We start from the raw sequence: 17,207 nt of genomic DNA on the forward strand, positions 1-17,207 counted from the left end.
CCGTCCTCGCCTGCCCGCCTGCGTCGGGGATCGAGGCCGATCGCGACCGCCGACACCGATGCCGCGCTACGCCCTCGACACCCTCGCGTGCCCGGATTGCGATCTGAAGCAATCCCTGCCCGAGCTCCGGCCGGGGGGCAGCGCGCGCTGCGCTCGCTGCAAGGTCACGGTGGCGCGCAACCCGGTCGACCCGATCGGCCGCCCGCTCGCGCTCGCCTTCGCCGCGCTGGTCGTCTTCCTGATCGCCAACACGTCCCCGCTGATGGGCCTGTCCGCGGTCGGCCGCGAATCCACGACGACCATCCTCGGCGGCGCGATCGAGATGTGGCAGCGGGGCAGCCAGATCACCGCGGTGTTCGTCGCATTCTGCGCCGTCGTCGCGCCGGGCGCGTTCATCGCGTTCATGCTCGCGGTCCTCATCGCGGCGCGACGTCCCCCGGCACCGCGTTGGGTCGGCCGTTTGCTGCGCTGGGCGGCGGTCGTCGCGCCCTGGTCGATGACCGAGGTGATGCTGCTCGGCATCCTGGTCGCGCTCATCAAGATCGCCCACCTCGCGACCGTCGTACCGGGCATCGGACTCGCGGGCGTGGCCGTGCTCGTCGTGCTGCTCGCGGTCATATCCTCGACCTTCGACACCCGGACGATCTGGGCGCGTGTCACCTGGGCGGACGGGAGCCCGCCTCCTCGTCCGGTCCGCGCGTCGGGGCGATCGGGCAAGGCGCACGTCCACGGCGGGGAGGACGTCGTGCCCTGCTCCGCGTGCGGCCTGCTGTCGCGGCCAGCGGCATCGGGGCAGCCCGGCCGCTGCCCGCGTTGCGGCGCGACCCTCTCCGAACGCCACCACTTCTCGATCCAGACGACCTGGGCGCTCGTGATCGCCGCATCGATCCTGTTCGTGCCGGCCAACGCCTTTCCGGTGCTCGTCACGACGACGTTCGGCGCCACGGAAGCCTCGACGATCCTGCAGGGCGTCGTGTTCCTCTGGCAGGACGGCTCGTGGATCCTGGCGCTCATCGTGCTCGTCGCGAGCGTGGTCGTCCCGCTCGGCAAGCTGGTCGCGCTCGCCTACCTGCTCGTCACCGTGCAGCAGGGCTCGGCGAAGAGCAATCAGGACCGCACGCGCCTCTACCGGCTGGTCGAGGGCATCGGACGCTGGTCGATGCTCGACGTCTTCGTCGTCGCCTTCATCGTCGCGCTCGTCCAGCTCGACCCGCTGATGTCGGTCGCCCCGGGCGTCGGCGTGATCTACTTCATGGCCGTCGTCGTCCTCACGATGGTGGCGGCCCACTCCTTCGATCCGCGCCTCATCTGGCACCCCGGCGCGCACGGAAAGCTCCCGCATGGCTGAGCCCGTCGACGACGTCGAGCTGCCCCAGGCGACGCCGGTGGCGCCCCGGCGCGCGCGCGTGTCGATCGTCTGGATCATCCCCGTGCTGGCCGTGCTGGTCGCCATCGGCATCGCGGTGCAGCGCGTCCGCAGCGAAGGGCCGACGATCACGATCGTCTTCAAGGCCGCCGAGGGGATCGAGGCCGGCAAGACCTTCATCCGCTACAAGGACGTCATCATCGGCCAGGTGAAGACCGTGCAGTTCACCGAGGACTACCAGAACGTCGAGGTCACGGCCAAGATCAGCAAGCGCGCGGCCGGATTGATGGTCGACGACGCGCAGTTCTGGGTCGTCCGTCCGACGATCAGCCTGTCCGGCATCTCGGGCCTCAACACGCTGCTGTCGGGCAACCACATCGGCTTCAAGGCCGGCGAATCGCATCTCGAACGTTCCGAGTTCACCGGCCTCGACAAGGCGCCGCTCGTCGCCGGGCAACTCGGCAGCGAGTTCATGCTGAAGGCCCAGGATCTCGGGTCTCTCGCCGCCGGCTCGCCGGTCTACTACCGGCGGCTCCCGGTCGGACAGGTGATCGGCTTCGACCTGACGCCCGACGGCAGGTCGGTCGAAATCCAGGTGTTCGTCTCGGCGCCCTACGACAAGTTCGTGAGCGTCGGCACGCGGTTCTACAAGGTGAGCGGCATCGACGTGAGCCTCGACGCCAACGGCATCGCGGTCCGCACCGAGTCGCTCGCCTCGCTCATCGTCGGAGGAATCTCGTTCGACGCGCCGCCGTTCGTGCACGACACGGCACGGGCGGCGCCCGACACCGCGTTCCCGCTCTACGAGGATCGCGCGGTGGCGATGAAGGCGCGCGACGCGATCACGCGCCAGTACGCGATCCGGTTCCACGAGTCCCTGCGCGGTCTCGTGGTCGGGGCGCCGGTCAGCTACCTCGGCGTGCAGGTGGGCGAAGTCACCGACATCGGGTTCGACTTCCAGGCCGAGAGGGCGAACATCATCCCGCGCGTGCTGATCTCGTTCTATCCGGAGCGGCTCGTTCCGATCACCGATGCGAACCAGCAGGCGAAGGTCGAGCAGTTCCTGAAGAGCGACGAGAAACGGCGCAACGCGTTCCTGCAACGCCTGATCGACGAGCGCGGCCTTCGCGCCCAATTGCGGACCGGCAGTCTCCTCACCGGAGCGCTCTACGTCGCGTTCGACTACTTCCCGAATGCCGCGAAGGCGACGATGACCCACGACCGGGGCGTCGCGGAACTGCCGTCGGTGCCGAGCGACCTCGTCGATCTGACCGCGAAACTCGCGAGCATTCTCGACAAGCTCGACAAGCTGCCCTACCAGGAGATCGGCAGCGGCCTCACGCGCGACCTCGCCTCGCTCGACGAGACGCTGAAGAGCACGACCCGCCTCGTCAACCGGGTGGACAGCGAACTCGTGCCCTCGCTCAAGGCGGACCTCGAGGCTCTGCACAAGACGATCGGGAGCGTCGAGCGCACGCTCAAGAACGCGGACGCGACGCTGGTCGGTCCCGACGCCCCGGTGCAGCAGGAGCTGCGCGACGCGCTCGCCGAGTTCACGCGCGCCGCGAGAAGCCTGCGCGTGTTCCTCGAGTACCTCGAACGTCATCCCGAGTCGCCGATCCGCGGCAAGGCGGCGGAGTCCACCAGCGGGAGCAAGTGATGCGCACTCGAACCGGCGCGGCATGCGCCTGCCTGGCCCTGGGACTCGCGGCGGGATGCGGCACCTCGCCGCCGTCGCGGTTCTACACCTTGAACCCGACCGTCGCGCCCGCAGCGGCGACCTCGACCCTCGTCGTCGCGGTCGGGCCGGTCACGATTCCGGCGGTCGTCGACCGTCCCGAGTTCGTCGTCAACACCGGACCGCACGAGGTGAAGATCGACGACTTCAACCGCTGGGCCTCGCCGCTGCAGGACAACCTGACCCGCGCGATCGCGGACAACCTGTCGGCGGTCCTCGGCACGTCGCGCGTCATCCGGTTCCCGCAGCCGATCGCAGTCGAGCCGGATTACCGCGTCGTCGTCGAGGTCCGCACCTTCGCGTCCGCCCCCGGCGAGGCGGCGACCTTCGACGCGATCTGGACGGTGCGCCGCTCGAAGGACGGCAGGACACAGACCGGACGCACCGCCGTGCGCGAACCCGTCGCGGAGAAGAGCTACGACGCGCTCGCCGCCGCGCACAGCCGCGCGGTCGCGCGCGCGAGCCAGGACATCGCGGAGGCGATCGTCGCGCTTCAACGGGCGTCCTGACGCCCCGGCGCGGCGCCGGACCGCGGCCGCGCGCCCCGGGAAGATCAGAACGGCAGGCCGACGTAGTTCTCGGCGAGCGAGGCCTGCGCCCGCGGCGACGAGAACAGGTAGGCGAGATCGGCATCCTGCAGCCGGCGCTCGAATGGGCTCATGTCCGGGAAGCGGTGCAGGAGCGTCGTCATCCACCACGAGAAGCGCTGCCCCTTCCACACGCGCGCGAGCGCCTTCTGCGAATAGGCGTCGAGGCCGCGGTCGTCGCGGCCGAGGTAGTGGTCGACGAGCGCGTGGTACAGGTATTGGATGTCCGAGGCGGCGGTGTTCAGGCCCCGCGCGCCGGTGGGCGGCACGATGTGCGCCGCGTCGCCCGCGAGGAAGAGATTGCCGTGGCGCATCGGCTCGACCACGTAGGAGCGCAGCGGCGCGATGCTCTTCTCGATCGACGGCCCGGTGACCATCGACGCCGCGACGTCCGCAGGCAGGCGGCGGCGCAGCTCGTCGAAGAAGCGGTCGTCGGACCAGTCGTCCACGGCGTCCGACAGCGGCACCTGCACGTAATAGCGCGAGAGCGTGGGCGAGCGCAACGAGCACAGCGCGAAGCCGCGCTCGTGCTTGGCATAGATGAGCTCGTGCGAGACCGGCGGGGTGTGCGACAGCACGCCGAGCCAACCGAACGGGTAGATTCGCTCGAACTCCCGGATCGCCGCTTTCGGAATCGACTGGCGGCTCACGCCGTGGAAGCCGTCGCAGCCGATCACGTAGTCGCAGTCGACCCGCTCCTCCTTCCCGTCCTTGCGCCAGGTCAGGTACGGACGGGCCGTCTCGATGTCGTGCGGAGCGACGTCGAGCGCCTCGTGGATCACGATGCCGCCCAGCCGGTCGCGTGCTTCGTAGAGATCGCGCGTGAGCTCCGTCTGCCCGTACACGAGCACCGACTTCCCGGTGAGTGCCCGAAAGTCGATGCGATCGCGCATGCCGTCGTGCGCGATGAAGATGCCCTCGTGGATCTGCCCTTCGCGATCCATGCGCTCGCCGGCCTGTGCCTCGCGCATCAGCGCGGCGAACCCGTGCTCGAGCACCCCCGCGCGGATGCGGCCGAGCACGTACTCGCGCGTGTGCTTCTCGAGCAGGACCGTGTCGATGCCGCGCAGGTGCAGGAGCTGCGCGAGCAGCAGCCCCGACGGTCCGCCGCCGATGATGCCGACCTGGGTCCTCATGCGCGTGCCGCTGCGTCGAGGGTCGCGGCGGTCAACCGGCCGGACGCTCGATCAGTTCGATCTTGTAGCGGTCGGGGTCCTCGACGAACGCGATGACCGTGGTGCCGCCCTTGACCGGACCCGGCTCGCGCGTGACGGCGCCGCCCGCCGCGCGGATGCGCGCGCAGGTGGCCGCCACGTCCTCCACCGCGATCGCGATGTGGCCGAACGCCGTGCCCGGTTCGTAGCGGTCGACGCCGTGGTTCCAGGTGAGTTCGAGTTCGGCCTGCCCGTCGGCGTTGCCCGCGCCGTACGCGACGAACGCCAGCGAGTACTTCTGCTCGGGGCGCTCGGTCGTGCGCAGCAGGTTCATGCCCATCACGCGCGTGTAGAAATCGACGGAGCGCTGCAAGTCGCCTACGCGCAGCATCGTGTGCAGGATCTTCATCGGGCAGACTCCGTGTTGGCAACGGCAGGTTGACCGCCGACGGGCGCCGGTTCGATCGCCGGCAACGCCACCTGGTGATCGACGCTGAACTGGTAGTCGCGGAAGACGTGTTCGGCGGTGAGGATCTGGTAGCTGCCGTCGGGCAGCCGGCGCGAGGTGTCCTTCAGCCGGTAGACGTAGTGCCCGCAGGTCCAGCAGTCGAAGCTGCGCATGTGCGTGCACAGGCAGGTCTTGTCCATCACCGAGACCTTCTTGGCGCCCGGGTGGGCCGCGACTTCGCGGTTGTACGCGTTGATGTAGGCGCAGTTCCCGGTGCTGTCGAGCAGGTAGCCGTAGGCCTCGCAATTCGGCCGGTTGCCGGCGCCGATGGCGGGACTGTTCGACAGCATCCGCATCGGATACCCGGTCGGCGAGATCATGTTCACGACGACGTCGCGTTCCTCCGCCCGGTAGTACTCCTGCTTGACCTTCGCCGGCAGCCCGCACTCGTGCGTCACGGTGAAGCGCGTCGCGACCTGGACCGCGGACGCGCCGTTCTCCAGGTACGACACCGCGTCGCTGCCGGTGAAGATGCCGCCGGCGGGGACGAGCGGAATGTCGAGTTCCTCCGCCTTCAGGTAGCGCGCGATCTCGGCGACGATCGTGCGGAGGTCGTGCTCTCTCCAGTCGTCGGCGCCGAAGCCCAGGTGCCCGCCCGCGAGCGGGCCCTCGACGATGATGTAATCGGGCAGGCGATTGAGCCTGGCGTTCTTGCGCAGGAAGAGCTGCAGCGCGCGCAGCGACGAGACGATGATCCCGAGTTTCGCATCGCGGAAACGCGGATGGTCCTCGATCTGGGCGAACGAGCCCAGGTGCAGTCCCGCGGAGAGCGTGATGCCGTCGATCCCGGCGTCGAGCGCCGCGGACAGGCGCACGCGCAGCGTCTCGCGCGGCGCGTTCATCGTGAGCTTCTCCATGCAGTTCACGAAGATCATGCCGTCGCCGCGCTTCGCCTCCATCGTGCGGCCCACGTGCAAGTGCGTGGCCTCGGCGAGGCGAGCGAGGTCGAACTGGACGTCGGACTTGTCGGTGTTGGCGGCGTTGTACTTGTAGAGCTTCGCCTTCTCCTTCACGAAGTGGGTGCGGAACCGGCGGTCGGACACCGTCGGCACCATCGCGTCGGAAATGTGGCCGATGCCGCCCAGGCGCGCGACCTCGAGCGCGAGGTCCGCGGTCGAGATGTCGACCCCCATGCCGCCGCACACGATCGGCACCAGCTCGCGCTGGCCGAAGCGCAGGCGAAAGTCGTCGACACGCCGCATGCTCGTCCTTGACTCTCCGGGGAGGCGCGCGCGGGCTGCGCGGCCGACGGGAAAGAACGCATTATGCCGCTACTGCGAAGGATTCCGTCGCGCCGGGCACGCCGACCCGCCCGTCCCGGTCCGCGTGGCGGCGAGCGTCGGCACCGCATGACCCTTCGCACGTCCGGGTTTCGAGGCGCGGTCCTCGGGTCGGGCGAGTTCGACCCGTGCCCGATGCCCGACGGTCGCGGCCAGCTTCGCGTCCCGGGTCACGAGCGGCGCGGCAAGCGCCTCCGAAAGGGCGAGGTACGCGGCGTCGTACGCGGTAACGCCGTGCTTCAGCTCCCGGATGCGCGGCAGGAAAGGCAGATGCGGGTACCGCACGATCGGAAAGCCCGCGAGGTCCTCGAGCGCCGCTTCTCCCCGCGCCGCATCGAGTTGCCCCATGCGCGAGCACCGACGCAGGTCCACTGCCACGCAGTATCGGGTGCCCCTGCCTATCCCTGTCCGGACGAGGGGGCCGTGGCGCACCCACTCCTCCAGGTCGCGAAACGCGGTGGCACGCGAGACGCGCACCAGGTTCCGGTACTGGTCCGCACCGGGCATCGACTGCATCGACCTTTTCTTTCGCATGTCCTGTCGCAACCCGGGTGACCGCATCGCCCACGGCATTTGTGCCAACATTGCGCAATGCCGTCCATGTCCCGTCTCGGTCGCCAGGTCGAGGAGGCCACCGTCGCGCTCCAATCCATCGGCGCCCCGTTCGCCTTGATCGGCGGGCTGGCGCTGGCGCCGCACAAGGTTGTCCGCGCAACGCAGGACATCGATTTGCTCGTCGATGCCGTTCGAGCCGACGATGTCGAGCAGCTGTTCATGGCGCTCGGCTACCGGCGGCTGCACCGTAGCGACGACGCTGCCAACTACGCCCGTGGCGACGAACGACTGGACCTGATATATGCGCGACGACCCATTGCACGCCGCCTTCTGGCCTCTGCAAGGGAGATAACGACGTCATTCGGGGTCATCCCCGTGGTGAGCGCCGAAGGACTCATCGCCTTGAAGCTTCAGGCCGTCAGCAACGATCCCACGAGAGATCAGGATCTCGTGGACATCCGTGCGCTCGTTCGCGTCAACCGTACGTCGCTCGACACCTCCGAATTGCGTGAGTACTTCGTCCTCTTCGGCCGGGAAGCACTCCTCGACGAGCTCCTCCGTGAAGCCGACTGATCCACCCCTCGTGGGGGACGGAGGACCTCCGTGCGCACCTTCCGCCCCGGCCGATCCGTTTGCCGCGCTGGATGACCTCATGTGTGTCATCGAGGCGCTCTGTCCCGAATGGCCGCAGCGCCCGCCCTTCGATGCGAATGCCCGGATGCTGTTGTAGCGCGCGTACTGTCGGTCCGCGAGAATTCGTGCGGCGAGCTCGACCCTGTGCAAGATGCAACCTCGACCGTCGGTGCATGGTCGGGTGGTCGATGAGCCATCGTGTCTCCATGCCGATCTGGTCTGCCAGGCTCTGCGGGCGGCCTTCTGGCCACGCCCCCGAATCGCCGGCCGGCTCGGTCGCGGGGAGCGGTCGACCTGGCGACCCGCCGCACCGGCGCGGGGTCAAACGTCGTACACCGCGTCCGTCACCACCCAGCCGCCGTCGACGCTGCCGGGCAGCATCTGTCCGACGTCCTCCCCGACCTCGCGATCGATCAGCGCGTTGAGCTTCGCATTCATCGCTTCCAGGACCTCGCGATGCTTCGCCGCATCGAGCGCCAGGTTGTCCTTCTCCAGCGGGTCACGCTCGACGTCGTAGAGCTCGACGTCGTTCAGCCTGAACAACGCTTCGACCGATGTCGGGCGGTTGTGCTGCCTCGGGGAAAAGTAGCGCGCGAAGCGGTACCGGCCATCGTAGACGCCGCGAATCGCGCCGCGCTTGCCGAGATCCGGGCGCAGTCCGCCCGCCTTCGCCGCCTCCTGGAGCCTGGCCTTGCCGTCCGGCTGCTGCATGACAGCCACCACCTTCTCCATGAACTCGCCGTCGATGTACGCGAACATGTTGTAGCAGAAGAGCGAGCCGTCGCGGACCGACGAGGCCGACGCTTTCTCGGGCGAGGCGAGCAGCGGCGAGAAGTCCTTGCCCGGCAGGTCCTTCGCGATGGCGGCCTTCTTCTCCGCCGTCGCGTTCGTCATGCCGAGGAGCGTGGGCGCGATGTCGATGTGCGAGGTCACCGCGCGGCATCGCTTTCCGCCCGGAAACGCAGGATGCGCGACGACCAGCGGAACCTGGTTCTGCTCGCGATACGCCGTCGCGCCCTTCGAATGCAGGCGGTGCGCGCCGTCGAGATCGCCGTGGTCCGCGGTCATGACGACGATGGTGTTCGAGGCGAGCCCCAGCGCGTCGAGTTCGTCGAGCAGGGAAACGATGCTGCGGTCGACGTCGCGCAGGCAGTTGAGGTAGTAGTTGTGGCGGGTCCGCCAGCGCCAGTCCTCGTTGGGAATGCGTCCCACCAGTCCGTCGTGCGACCGCAGGTATTCGCCGTGCGCCGGCGGGCGCCCCGGGGCGTCCAGCCGTTGCGGGTAGGTCTGCGGGAGCCGGAAGTCCCATTGCCTGGCGTACAGGGGATCGCGCGGCACCGGCTCGATGTGTCCGAGGATGTTGCGCGCCTGGACCTTCTCTCCCGGCCGGTCGGTGTCGAGGAACATGATGTCGTGCGGGTTCACCAGGTTCACCGCGAGGAACCACGGCTTGCCCTGCGCCGCCAGTTCCATGCCGCGGCCGCGCAGCCAGGTGACGCCCATCGCGGCGATGATCCCGTCGTGCAGGTATCCGCCGCGCGTGTGCGCGATGATGTCGCCCACGCCGAAGTAGTCGCTGAAGCCGTAGGCCTCCATCTCCTTCGTGAAGATCTTCTCGGGGGTTCCCAGGGAGTTGACCGTCTCGAACTCCTTGGTGAGATGCCACTTGCCCTTGTAGGCGGTGGTGTAGCCCGCCGCCCGAAGCATGTGTCCGACCGTGGGAATGTCGGTGGACATGCTGCTGATCCACGGGAAATTCGTGTTGTCGAACATCTTCGTCTGCTGGATGTGCCGCCCCGTATAGAGCACCGAGCGCGACGGCGTGCACACGCAGGAGTTGATCTGGTGGTTCTCGAAGACGACACCCCTCTTCGCGAGCCGCTCGTGGGCCGGCAGCCGGTAGTCCTTCGGCAATTCGCCGGGGCGGAAGAATCGCTCCTGATCGGTGAGGATGAACAGGATGTTGAAAGGGCCGCCGGCGGGCTTCGACGCGTCGTAGCGAGGCGTGGCGCCCGAGGCCGGGGTCGTGGCCGCGGCGAACAGGCCCGTCGCCTCGGATGCGGCCACCGCTCCCGCCGCGAGGGTCTTCAGCGCATCTCGGCGGCCGTGGTCGACGGCTGGCTTGCTCGCATTCGGCATCGTCGGTCTCCTCAACTTGTGCCGCCATCTCCGTGGGCGGACGAAAGCATTGCGGGCTCGGGCCCGGACTCTACGCCTCGCCCGAGGGGGCGCCGTTGCACTCCCGAACGCCACAAGAAAGGGGCCAGACCGAATCGATCTGACCCCTTGCTCGTGAAGCGGAATCTGGCGCGCCCGGCAGGATTTGAACCCACGACCCCCTGGTTCGTAGCCAGGTACTCTATCCAACTGAGCTACGGGCGCGAAGCCGTTGATTATACCGGATCATTCATCCTTCCGCCCGGATCGGGGCGACGGCTCGGCCGGGGGCTCCGGCGGCAGACTGCGCCGCAGGACCGCCGCCTTGACGAGCCACGCGACGCCGAACCACGCGGCGATGAATCCGAGCGGCCAGGCGACCACGCGTGGCCACAGGGCGGTCAGCACGGCGAGGATGAGCGCGAGGACCGCCATCTTCACGAGCAGGCCCGCCTCCGCGGCGCCGAGCGGACGACGGTTGGTGAGCGCCGCCGACAGTGCGCTCCCGACGCTCACCGCACCCGCGGCGACACGTCCTGCGCTCCCCGACGCGGCGCGCTTCGCCTCCACCGGCTCCGCGTCCTCGGCCTTGCGGACGCGATGGCGCTTGGTGAGCACGATCTCGGTCGAGTGCTCGAGGTCGGCCGCGTACTGCGCGGCCATGCGCTGCGCGAACGCGCGATCCTCGATCGCGACGTCGAGTTCGTAGTTGCCCATCCAGCTCGCGAGGTTCAGGTTGGTCGAGCCGACGCGCGCCCAGATGCCGTCGGCGACCGCGGTCTTCGCGTGCAGCATCGTGCCGTCCCACTCGAACACGCGCACGCCGGCGTCGAGCAGCGGCTTGTACGCGACGCGCGAGACCGGCGAGATCAGTGGAATGTCGGAGACGCCGGGCACGAGCAGGCGCACATCTACGCCGTCGCGCGCCGCGGCCGCGAGCGCCTGCACGTAGGCCGCCGTACCGACGAAATACGCATCGGTGAGCCACAGGTACTCGTGCGCGACCGAGGCGATCGTGAGGTCGAGCCGGTAGGTGCCCGCGGCATTCGGCGTCCCCGCGACCACGCGCAGCGTCACGTCGCCCACATGAGGCAGCGACGAGGGTTCGCAGAAGCACTCGGGCGTGAGCGCGTCGCCGGCGACGTCCCACACGAGCGCGAACGCGCGTTGCAGCGCACCGACCGCCGGGCCATGCACCGCGATACCGGTGTCGCGCCAAGGCTCGCGGCGTTTCGCGGGGTTGCCCTGCCACAGCCGGCTCACGCACAGGCCGGAGACGAATCCGACGCGGTCGTCGACGGTGATCGTCTTGCGGTGGTCGCGCGCGAGCCAGGCGAGCGGGCTCGCGAATCCGGGCGGGTTGAAGTAGCGCACCTCGGCGCCGGTGCCGGCGAGCGCGTTCCAGACGCTCGCGCCGCGCCAGCCGCCCAGCCAGTCGATCAGCACCTTGACGCGCACCCCCGCCCGCGCCCGCTCGGCGAGCGCGTTCGCGAACACGCGCCCGATCTCGTCGTCGTCGACGATGTACATCTCGAACAGGATCTGCCGCTCGGCGGCGCGGATCGCATCGAGCCAGGCGGGGAAATTCTCGCGCGCGTCGATCAGGAGATCGACCGCGTTGCCGCGGATCGCGTCGGCGCCGGTCGTGCGCGAGTACGCGCGCTCGGCCAGCACCGATACGTCGCCGGTCGGCAGCGGCGGCGCGTCGGTGGGCGTCGATTCGGCGTGAACGGCAGGCATCGCGCATCGAGCCGCGCGTGGGCGGCGCGGGCGGTCGCTACGGTATCACGCCGATCGGCGCCGACGCATTCCGGTCACCGGCGGGCGATGCCGAGGCTCGCCGCGAGGCCGCCCCACTTCTCCCGGTCGGTCCGGATCTCGGCGGCGAACGACTCGGGCGTTCGTCCGATCGGATCGAGTCCCTGCGCCGCGAGGATCGCGAGCGCGCGCACCGTCGTCACCGGAGTCGCGAGGCTCGCGAGCAGCACCTTGGTCTGCCGCGCGAGGTTCGCGACCGGCACGAAGTCGCGCACCGGGTCGAACGTCTCGCTCGCCGAAACCCTCGGCGCGATCGGCGCCGGCCGGAGAACCGTCGAATCACCATCGGCGGCATGCGCGCGTCACGCGGTGGAGCCGATGAATGCCGCTCCGGCAAAGAGGGGCTCGCGGCGGAACATCTGCGGCAACGCGGGCGGCCCGACGCATCGGTTCCCGGGTTCAGGTCCGCGCAGGGAATGACTGGCGGAGACGGAGGGATTCGAACCCTCGATACAGGTTTTGGCCCGTATGCTCCCTTAGCAGGGGAGTGCCTTCGACCACTCGGCCACGTCTCCGGTGCTGCAACGTCCGCGCAGCCTGTGCTCCGCCCGCATGGGCGGAGCGCAGGCTGCGCAACATTCAATTTTACCGTCGCGCGCCCGGGGGCGTCCAGCGCGCGGCGGCGGTTTCTCCCGCGGAATCGCGGGGTTACGCCATCGCCCGCGCGCCCCGCCTGCGCGGCCGGCTGCGCCGCGGATTCAGGCCTGCGCGTGCTCCAGGTCGAACGCCTTGTGCAGCACGCGCACCGCGAGTTCGAGGTACTTCTCGTCGATCACGACCGCGATCTTGATCTCGGAGGTCGAGATCATCTGGATGTTGATGCCCTCGTCCGCGAGCGCCTTGAACATGGTCGCGGCGAGCCCGACGTGCGAGCGCATGCCGATGCCGACCACCGAGACCTTCGCGATGCGGTCGTCGCCCTTGATCTCGCGGCAGTTGAAGGTCTTGCCGCGCTCGTGCTCCAGCACCTCGAGCGCCTTGCGGTACTCGTTCTTGTGGACGGTGAACGAGAAGTCGGTGTGGCCGGAGGCGCCGATGTTCTGCACGATCATGTCGACGTCGATGTTCGCTGCCGCGATGGGCCCGAGCATCGCGTAGGCGATGCCCGGCCGGTCGTCGACGCCCGTCACCTGGATGCGCGCCTCGTCGCGGTTGAACGCGATGCCGGAGATGATCGCCTGTTCCATCGTGTCGTCTTCCTCGAAGGTGATGAGCGTGCCGGACGCCGACGATTCCGGATCGTCGAGCGAGGACAGCACGCGCAGCTTGACCCGGTACTTGCCCGCGAACTCGACCGCACGGATCTGCAGCACCTTCGATCCCTGGCTCGCGAGTTCGAGCATTTCCTCGAACGTGATCGCGTCGAGCCGCCGCGCCTCGGGCACGATGCGCGGGTCGGTCGTGTAGACGCCGTCGACGTCGGTGTAGATCTGGCACTCGTCGGCCCGGAGCGCCGCCGCGAGCGCGACCGCCGAGGTGTCCGACCCGCCGCGGCCGAGCGTGGTCACGTTGCCGTCGCGGTCCACGCCCTGGAATCCCGCCACGACGACGACCTTGCCGGCGTCGAGGTCGCGACGCATCGCCGCCTCGTCGATCTCGAGGATGCGGGCCTTGGTGTGCGCGCTGTCGGTCAGCACCTGCACCTGACCGCCGGTGTAGCTTCGCGCCGGAACCCCGATTTCCTGCAGCGCGATCGACAGGAGGCCGATCGTCACCTGCTCGCCGGTGGCCGCGACGACGTCGAGTTCGCGCGGGTCGGGCGCCGCCGAGAGTTCCTTCGCGAGGCCGAGGAGGCGGTTGGTCTCCCCGCTCATCGCCGAGACGACGACGACCACACCATGGCCGAGAGCGCGCCAGTGCGCGACGCGCTTCGCGACGTTCTTGATGCGGTCGGTCGAGCCGACCGAGGTGCCGCCGTACTTCTGGACGATCAGGGACATGGGCTCAGGCCCTCGCGCCGCGGCGCGAGGCGCTACAGGGTGCGGAACACGAGCGTCGCGTTGGTGCCGCCGAAGCCGAACGAGTTCGACAGCGCACCGCCGATCTTCATCCTGCGCGCCTCGCGCGGCACGAAGTCGAGGTCGCAGGCGGGATCGGGGTGGAACAGGTTGGCGGTCGGAGGCGCGACCTGGTCGCGCAGCGCGAGCACCGTGAACACCGCCTCGACGCCTCCGGCGGCGCCGAGCAGATGGCCGGTCATCGACTTGGTCGAACTGACGGCGAGCTTCGCGGCGTGGTCGCCGAACGCGCGCTTCACCGCCGTGCACTCGGCGAGATCGCCGAGCGGCGTCGAGGTGCCGTGCGCGTTGATGTAGTCGATGTCGGCGGTGCCCATCCGCGCGTTGCGCAAGGCGTTTTGCATCGAGCGCCGCGCGCCGTCGCCGTCCTCGGGCGGTGCGGTGATGTGGTGCGCGTCCGCCGACATCCCGTAGCCCGCGAGTTCGCAGTAGATGCGCGCGCCGCGCGCCTTCGCGTGCTCGAGTTCCTCGAGCACGACGACGCCGGCGCCCTCGCCCAGCACGAAGCCGTCGCGGTCCTTGTCCCACGGCCGGCTCGCGGTCGCGGGGTCGTCGTTGCGATGCGACAGCGCGCGCGCCGCGATGAAACCGCCGACGCCCAACGGGCTCACCGTCGCCTCGGCGCCGCCGGCGACCATCAGGTCGGCGTCGCCGTATTCGATCAGCCGCGCGGCCTCGCCGATGCTGTGGTTGGCGGTCGAGCAGGCGGTCACCGTCGCGAGGTTCGGTCCCTTGTAGCCGTAGTGGATCGACAGGAGGCCCGAGATCATGTTGATGATCGTGCCCGGCACGAAGAACGGGCTCACCTTGCGCAGGCCGCCGGCCTGGTACGCGGCGAGCGTTTCCTCGATCATCGGCAGCCCGCCGATGCCCGAGCCCACGCACACGCCCGCGCGCTCCTTGTCGCCGTTCCAGCCGTCGAGCCCGGCGTCGCGCACCGCCTCCATCGACGCCACGAGCCCGTAGTGGACGAACGTGTCGTAGCGGCGCGCTTCCTTCGCCGAGAGCCACTTCGACACGTCGAAGTCCTTGACCTCGCCGGCGATGCGCACCGGGAAGCCGGACGCGTCGAACCGCGTGATCGGCCCGATGCCCGAGCGGCCGGCGACGATCGCGTCCCAAGCCGCGGCCACGCCGATACCGACCGGCGAGACGACTCCGAGGCCCGTGATGACGACACGACGGCGTGACATGGGTGGTACGAGGTCGGTGGGAAGGGTGCGGGACGGCGCGCGCCGGACGACGCGCGCCCCCGGACGCGGCGGCGGCGCGGGAGACGCCGCCGGACCGCGAGGCCGGCGCTACTTCTTCAGGTGCGCGCCGACGTAGGTGATCGCCTGCTGGACGGTGGTGATCTTCTCCGCTTCCTCGTCCGGGATCTCGGTCTCGAACTCCTCTTCGAGCGCCATCACCAGCTCGACCGTGTCGAGCGAGTCCGCGCCCAGATCGTCGACGAACGACGACTCGTTCTTGATGTCGGCTTCGTTCACGCCGAGTTGCTCGGCGACGATCTTCTTGACGCGTTGTTCCACGTTATCCATGCGTCTCCTCCCTCGCGGGACGAATTTGGATGACTACCCCCAAGCCGGCGATTTTACCAGAATGCCCGCCGGTACCCCCGTCGGCGCTGCGGGCCCGGCGTACGCCGCGAACCGCATGCGCCAACCGCCGCGAACGACCGCGAACCTCGTCGATCACGCCATGTACATGCCGCCGTTCACGTGCAGCGTCGCGCCGGTGATGTAGGCGGCCCGCGGCCCCGCCAGGAATGCCACGGCCTCGGCGATGTCCTCCGGCGAACCCAGACGGGCGAGCGGGATGCGCGCCATCAGCGCATCGCGCTGCGCCTGCGGCAGGGCCTTCGTCATGTCGGTGTCGACGAACCCCGGCGCGACGCAGTTGACCGTGATGGCGCGGCTGCCGACTTCCTGCGCGAGCGACTTGGTGAAGCCCACCAGCGCCGCCTTCGCCGCGGCGTAGTTCGCCTGCCCGGCGTTGCCGGTCGACCCGACGACCGACCCGACCTGAATGATGCGGCCGCGCCGCGCCTTCATCATGCCGCGCAGGCACGCCTTGGCGAGCCGGAACGCGGGCTTGAGGTTGGTCGCCATGATGGCGTCCCACTCATCGTCCTTCATGCGCACGAGCAGGTTGTCGCGGGTGATCCCGGCGTTGTTGACGAGGATCGCGATCGGGCCGAAGCGCGCTTCGACGTCGGCGAGCGCCGCGTCGGTCGCCTGCGCGTCGGTCACGTCGAGCCGGATGCCGGTGCCCCGATGCCCCGCTTCCGCGAGCGCCGCAGCGATCGTCGCGGCGCCCGCATCGGTCGTGGCCGTGCCCACGACGGTCGCGCCGTCGCGCGCGAGCGCGTGCGCGATCGCCCGGCCGATGCCGCGCGTCGCGCCGGTCACCAATGCCACCTGCCCGTCGAGTTCCTGCGCCATCGTTTCCCTCCTCACGCCCCGATCGCCGAGAACGCATCGGCGAGCGAGTGACCGTCGGTGAGCGCATGCGGCTTCAGTGCCGGATCGATCTTCCGCGCGAGTCCCGAGAGCACGCGTCCCGGCCCCGCCTCGACGACGTCGGTGACGCCGCGCGCGGCGATGGCGCGCACGGTCTCGGTCCAGCGCACCGGGCTCGCGGCCTGCCTTGCGAGCGCGGCGCGGATGGCGTCGGCGGAAGCGTGCTCGGCGACGTCCGCGTTGTGCAGCACCGGGATCGACGGTGCCTGGAACGCGACCTGCGCGAGGCGCGAGGCGAGCCGGTCTGCCGCGGGCTTCATCAGCGCGCTGTGGAACGGGCCGGACACCGGCAGCAGCATGCCGCGCTTCGCGCCGTGCGCCTTCGCGCGTTCGATCGCGCGCTCGACCGCGGCCCGGTGACCGGCGATCACGACCTGCCCGGGCGAGTTGAAGTTGACCGGCTCGACCACTTCGCCCTGCGCGGCCTCGCGGCAGGCTTCCGCGATCGCCGCATCGTCGCCGCCCAGGATCGCGGCCATCGCGCCGACGCCGGCGGGCACCGCCTCGGTCATCGCCTGCGCTCGGAAACGCACCAGCGGCACCGCATCGCGGAACGCGAGCGCCCCCGCGGCCACGAGCGCCGTGTATTCACCCAGGCTGTGGCCCGCCACGACCGAGGGCAGCGCGCCGCCGGCCTCGCGCCAAGCGCGCCAGGCGGCCACGCCCGCGGTCAGCATCACCGGCTGCGTGTTGGTCGTGAGATTCAGCGCCTCGGCGGGACCGTCGGTCACGAGCGCCCACAGATCCTCGCCCAGCGCCTCGCTCGCCTCGGCGAAGGTCGCGCGCACGGCGGGATGCGCGTCCCAGCCGGCCATCATGCCGATCGACTGCGAACCCTGCCCCGGAAACACGACCGCGAACGTCGTCATCG

At 69.6% G+C, this 17,207-nt stretch carries 16 protein-coding genes and 2 tRNA genes; 4 read left to right on the forward strand and 14 right to left on the reverse strand.

Translation table 11 applies throughout. The features are described 5' to 3' along the window. Window positions 1-58 precede the first annotated feature (58 nt). Genes HS109_04715 through HS109_04725 form a run of 3 tightly spaced genes read left to right on the forward strand, consistent with a single transcriptional unit; the run spans window position 59 to window position 3,613 of the window. On the forward strand, window positions 59-1,348 hold the full coding sequence (locus HS109_04715) for a paraquat-inducible protein A (GenBank protein ID MBE7521673.1): 1,290 nt from the start codon (window positions 59-61) through the stop codon (window positions 1,346-1,348). After that, a complete protein-coding gene (locus HS109_04720) occupies window positions 1,341-3,026 on the forward strand; it encodes an MCE family protein (protein ID MBE7521674.1) in 1,686 nt (561 codons plus the stop codon). Before HS109_04715 ends, HS109_04720 begins: the two co-directional genes overlap by 8 nt. Further along, complete coding sequence (locus HS109_04725; GenBank protein MBE7521675.1) at window positions 3,026-3,613, forward strand: membrane integrity-associated transporter subunit PqiC; 588 nt, start codon at window positions 3,026-3,028, stop codon at window positions 3,611-3,613. Before HS109_04720 ends, HS109_04725 begins: the two co-directional genes overlap by 1 nt. Window positions 3,614-3,657: 44 nt before the next feature. On the opposite strand, the gene pobA is transcribed toward HS109_04725, so the two are convergent. From pobA to HS109_04745, 4 genes are all read right to left on the reverse strand, one after another. Then, window positions 3,658-4,827 carry a 4-hydroxybenzoate 3-monooxygenase gene (gene pobA, locus HS109_04730; GenBank protein MBE7521676.1) on the reverse strand — a complete coding sequence of 390 codons (1,170 nt, stop codon included), beginning with the start codon at window positions 4,825-4,827 and terminating at the stop codon, window positions 3,658-3,660. Window positions 4,828-4,858: 31 nt separating this feature from the next. After that, window positions 4,859-5,254, reverse strand: a complete 396-nt coding sequence (gene gloA, locus HS109_04735) for a lactoylglutathione lyase (protein ID MBE7521677.1) — start codon at window positions 5,252-5,254, stop codon at window positions 4,859-4,861. Then, window positions 5,251-6,555, reverse strand: coding sequence for a nitronate monooxygenase (locus HS109_04740; protein MBE7521678.1), 1,305 nt, complete (start codon window positions 6,553-6,555; stop codon window positions 5,251-5,253). Before HS109_04740 ends, gloA begins: the two co-directional genes overlap by 4 nt. A 69-nt stretch (window positions 6,556-6,624) precedes the next feature. Next, window positions 6,625-7,167, reverse strand: coding sequence for a type II toxin-antitoxin system VapC family toxin (locus HS109_04745; protein ID MBE7521679.1), 543 nt, complete (start codon window positions 7,165-7,167; stop codon window positions 6,625-6,627). 66 nt (window positions 7,168-7,233) lie between these two features. Here HS109_04745 and HS109_04750 point away from each other — a divergent pair, with 66 nt between their 5' ends. Next, entirely contained in the window at window positions 7,234-7,761 is a 528-nt protein-coding gene (locus HS109_04750; GenBank protein MBE7521680.1) for a nucleotidyl transferase AbiEii/AbiGii toxin family protein, read from the forward strand. A gap of 381 nt (window positions 7,762-8,142) precedes the next feature. Here the strand turns inward: HS109_04750 and HS109_04755 are convergent, their stop codons facing one another. From HS109_04755 to fabD, 10 genes are all read right to left on the reverse strand, one after another. Then, the gene (locus HS109_04755; protein MBE7521681.1) at window positions 8,143-9,960 is read right to left on the reverse strand and encodes a sulfatase-like hydrolase/transferase; all 1,818 of its coding nucleotides are present in this window, start codon (window positions 9,958-9,960) and stop codon (window positions 8,143-8,145) included. Window positions 9,961-10,126: 166 nt separating this feature from the next. Continuing rightward, window positions 10,127-10,203: transfer RNA gene (locus HS109_04760), tRNA-Arg, on the reverse strand. A 21-nt stretch (window positions 10,204-10,224) separates the two neighbouring features. Further along, the gene (locus tag HS109_04765; GenBank protein ID MBE7521682.1) at window positions 10,225-11,718 is read right to left on the reverse strand and encodes a phosphatidylserine/phosphatidylglycerophosphate/cardiolipin synthase family protein; all 1,494 of its coding nucleotides are present in this window, start codon (window positions 11,716-11,718) and stop codon (window positions 10,225-10,227) included. Between the two features lie 74 nt (window positions 11,719-11,792). Further along, complete coding sequence (locus HS109_04770; GenBank protein MBE7521683.1) at window positions 11,793-12,011, reverse strand: hypothetical protein; 219 nt, start codon at window positions 12,009-12,011, stop codon at window positions 11,793-11,795. A gap of 206 nt (window positions 12,012-12,217) precedes the next feature. After that, window positions 12,218-12,311 (reverse strand) — tRNA-Ser (locus HS109_04775). Window positions 12,312-12,494: 183 nt separating this feature from the next. Beyond that, a complete protein-coding gene (locus HS109_04780; GenBank protein MBE7521684.1) occupies window positions 12,495-13,736 on the reverse strand; it encodes an aspartate kinase in 1,242 nt (413 codons plus the stop codon). A gap of 32 nt (window positions 13,737-13,768) precedes the next feature. Beyond that, window positions 13,769-15,007 (reverse strand): beta-ketoacyl-ACP synthase II, encoded by a 1,239-nt coding sequence (fabF, locus tag HS109_04785; protein MBE7521685.1) that lies wholly within the window; start codon window positions 15,005-15,007, stop codon window positions 13,769-13,771. Window positions 15,008-15,115: 108 nt separating this feature from the next. After that, window positions 15,116-15,355, reverse strand: a complete 240-nt coding sequence (gene acpP / locus HS109_04790) for an acyl carrier protein (GenBank protein MBE7521686.1) — start codon at window positions 15,353-15,355, stop codon at window positions 15,116-15,118. Window positions 15,356-15,508: 153 nt separating this feature from the next. Then, on the reverse strand, window positions 15,509-16,258 hold the full coding sequence (gene fabG / locus HS109_04795; protein MBE7521687.1) for a 3-oxoacyl-ACP reductase FabG: 750 nt from the start codon (window positions 16,256-16,258) through the stop codon (window positions 15,509-15,511). Between the two features lie 11 nt (window positions 16,259-16,269). Continuing rightward, window positions 16,270-17,205, reverse strand: a complete 936-nt coding sequence (fabD, locus tag HS109_04800) for an ACP S-malonyltransferase (protein MBE7521688.1) — start codon at window positions 17,203-17,205, stop codon at window positions 16,270-16,272. Window positions 17,206-17,207: the final 2 nt, after the last annotated feature.

It is taken from the genome of Burkholderiales bacterium (genome assembly GCA_015075645.1).
Taxonomy (GTDB): domain Bacteria; phylum Pseudomonadota; class Gammaproteobacteria; order Burkholderiales; family Casimicrobiaceae; genus VBCG01.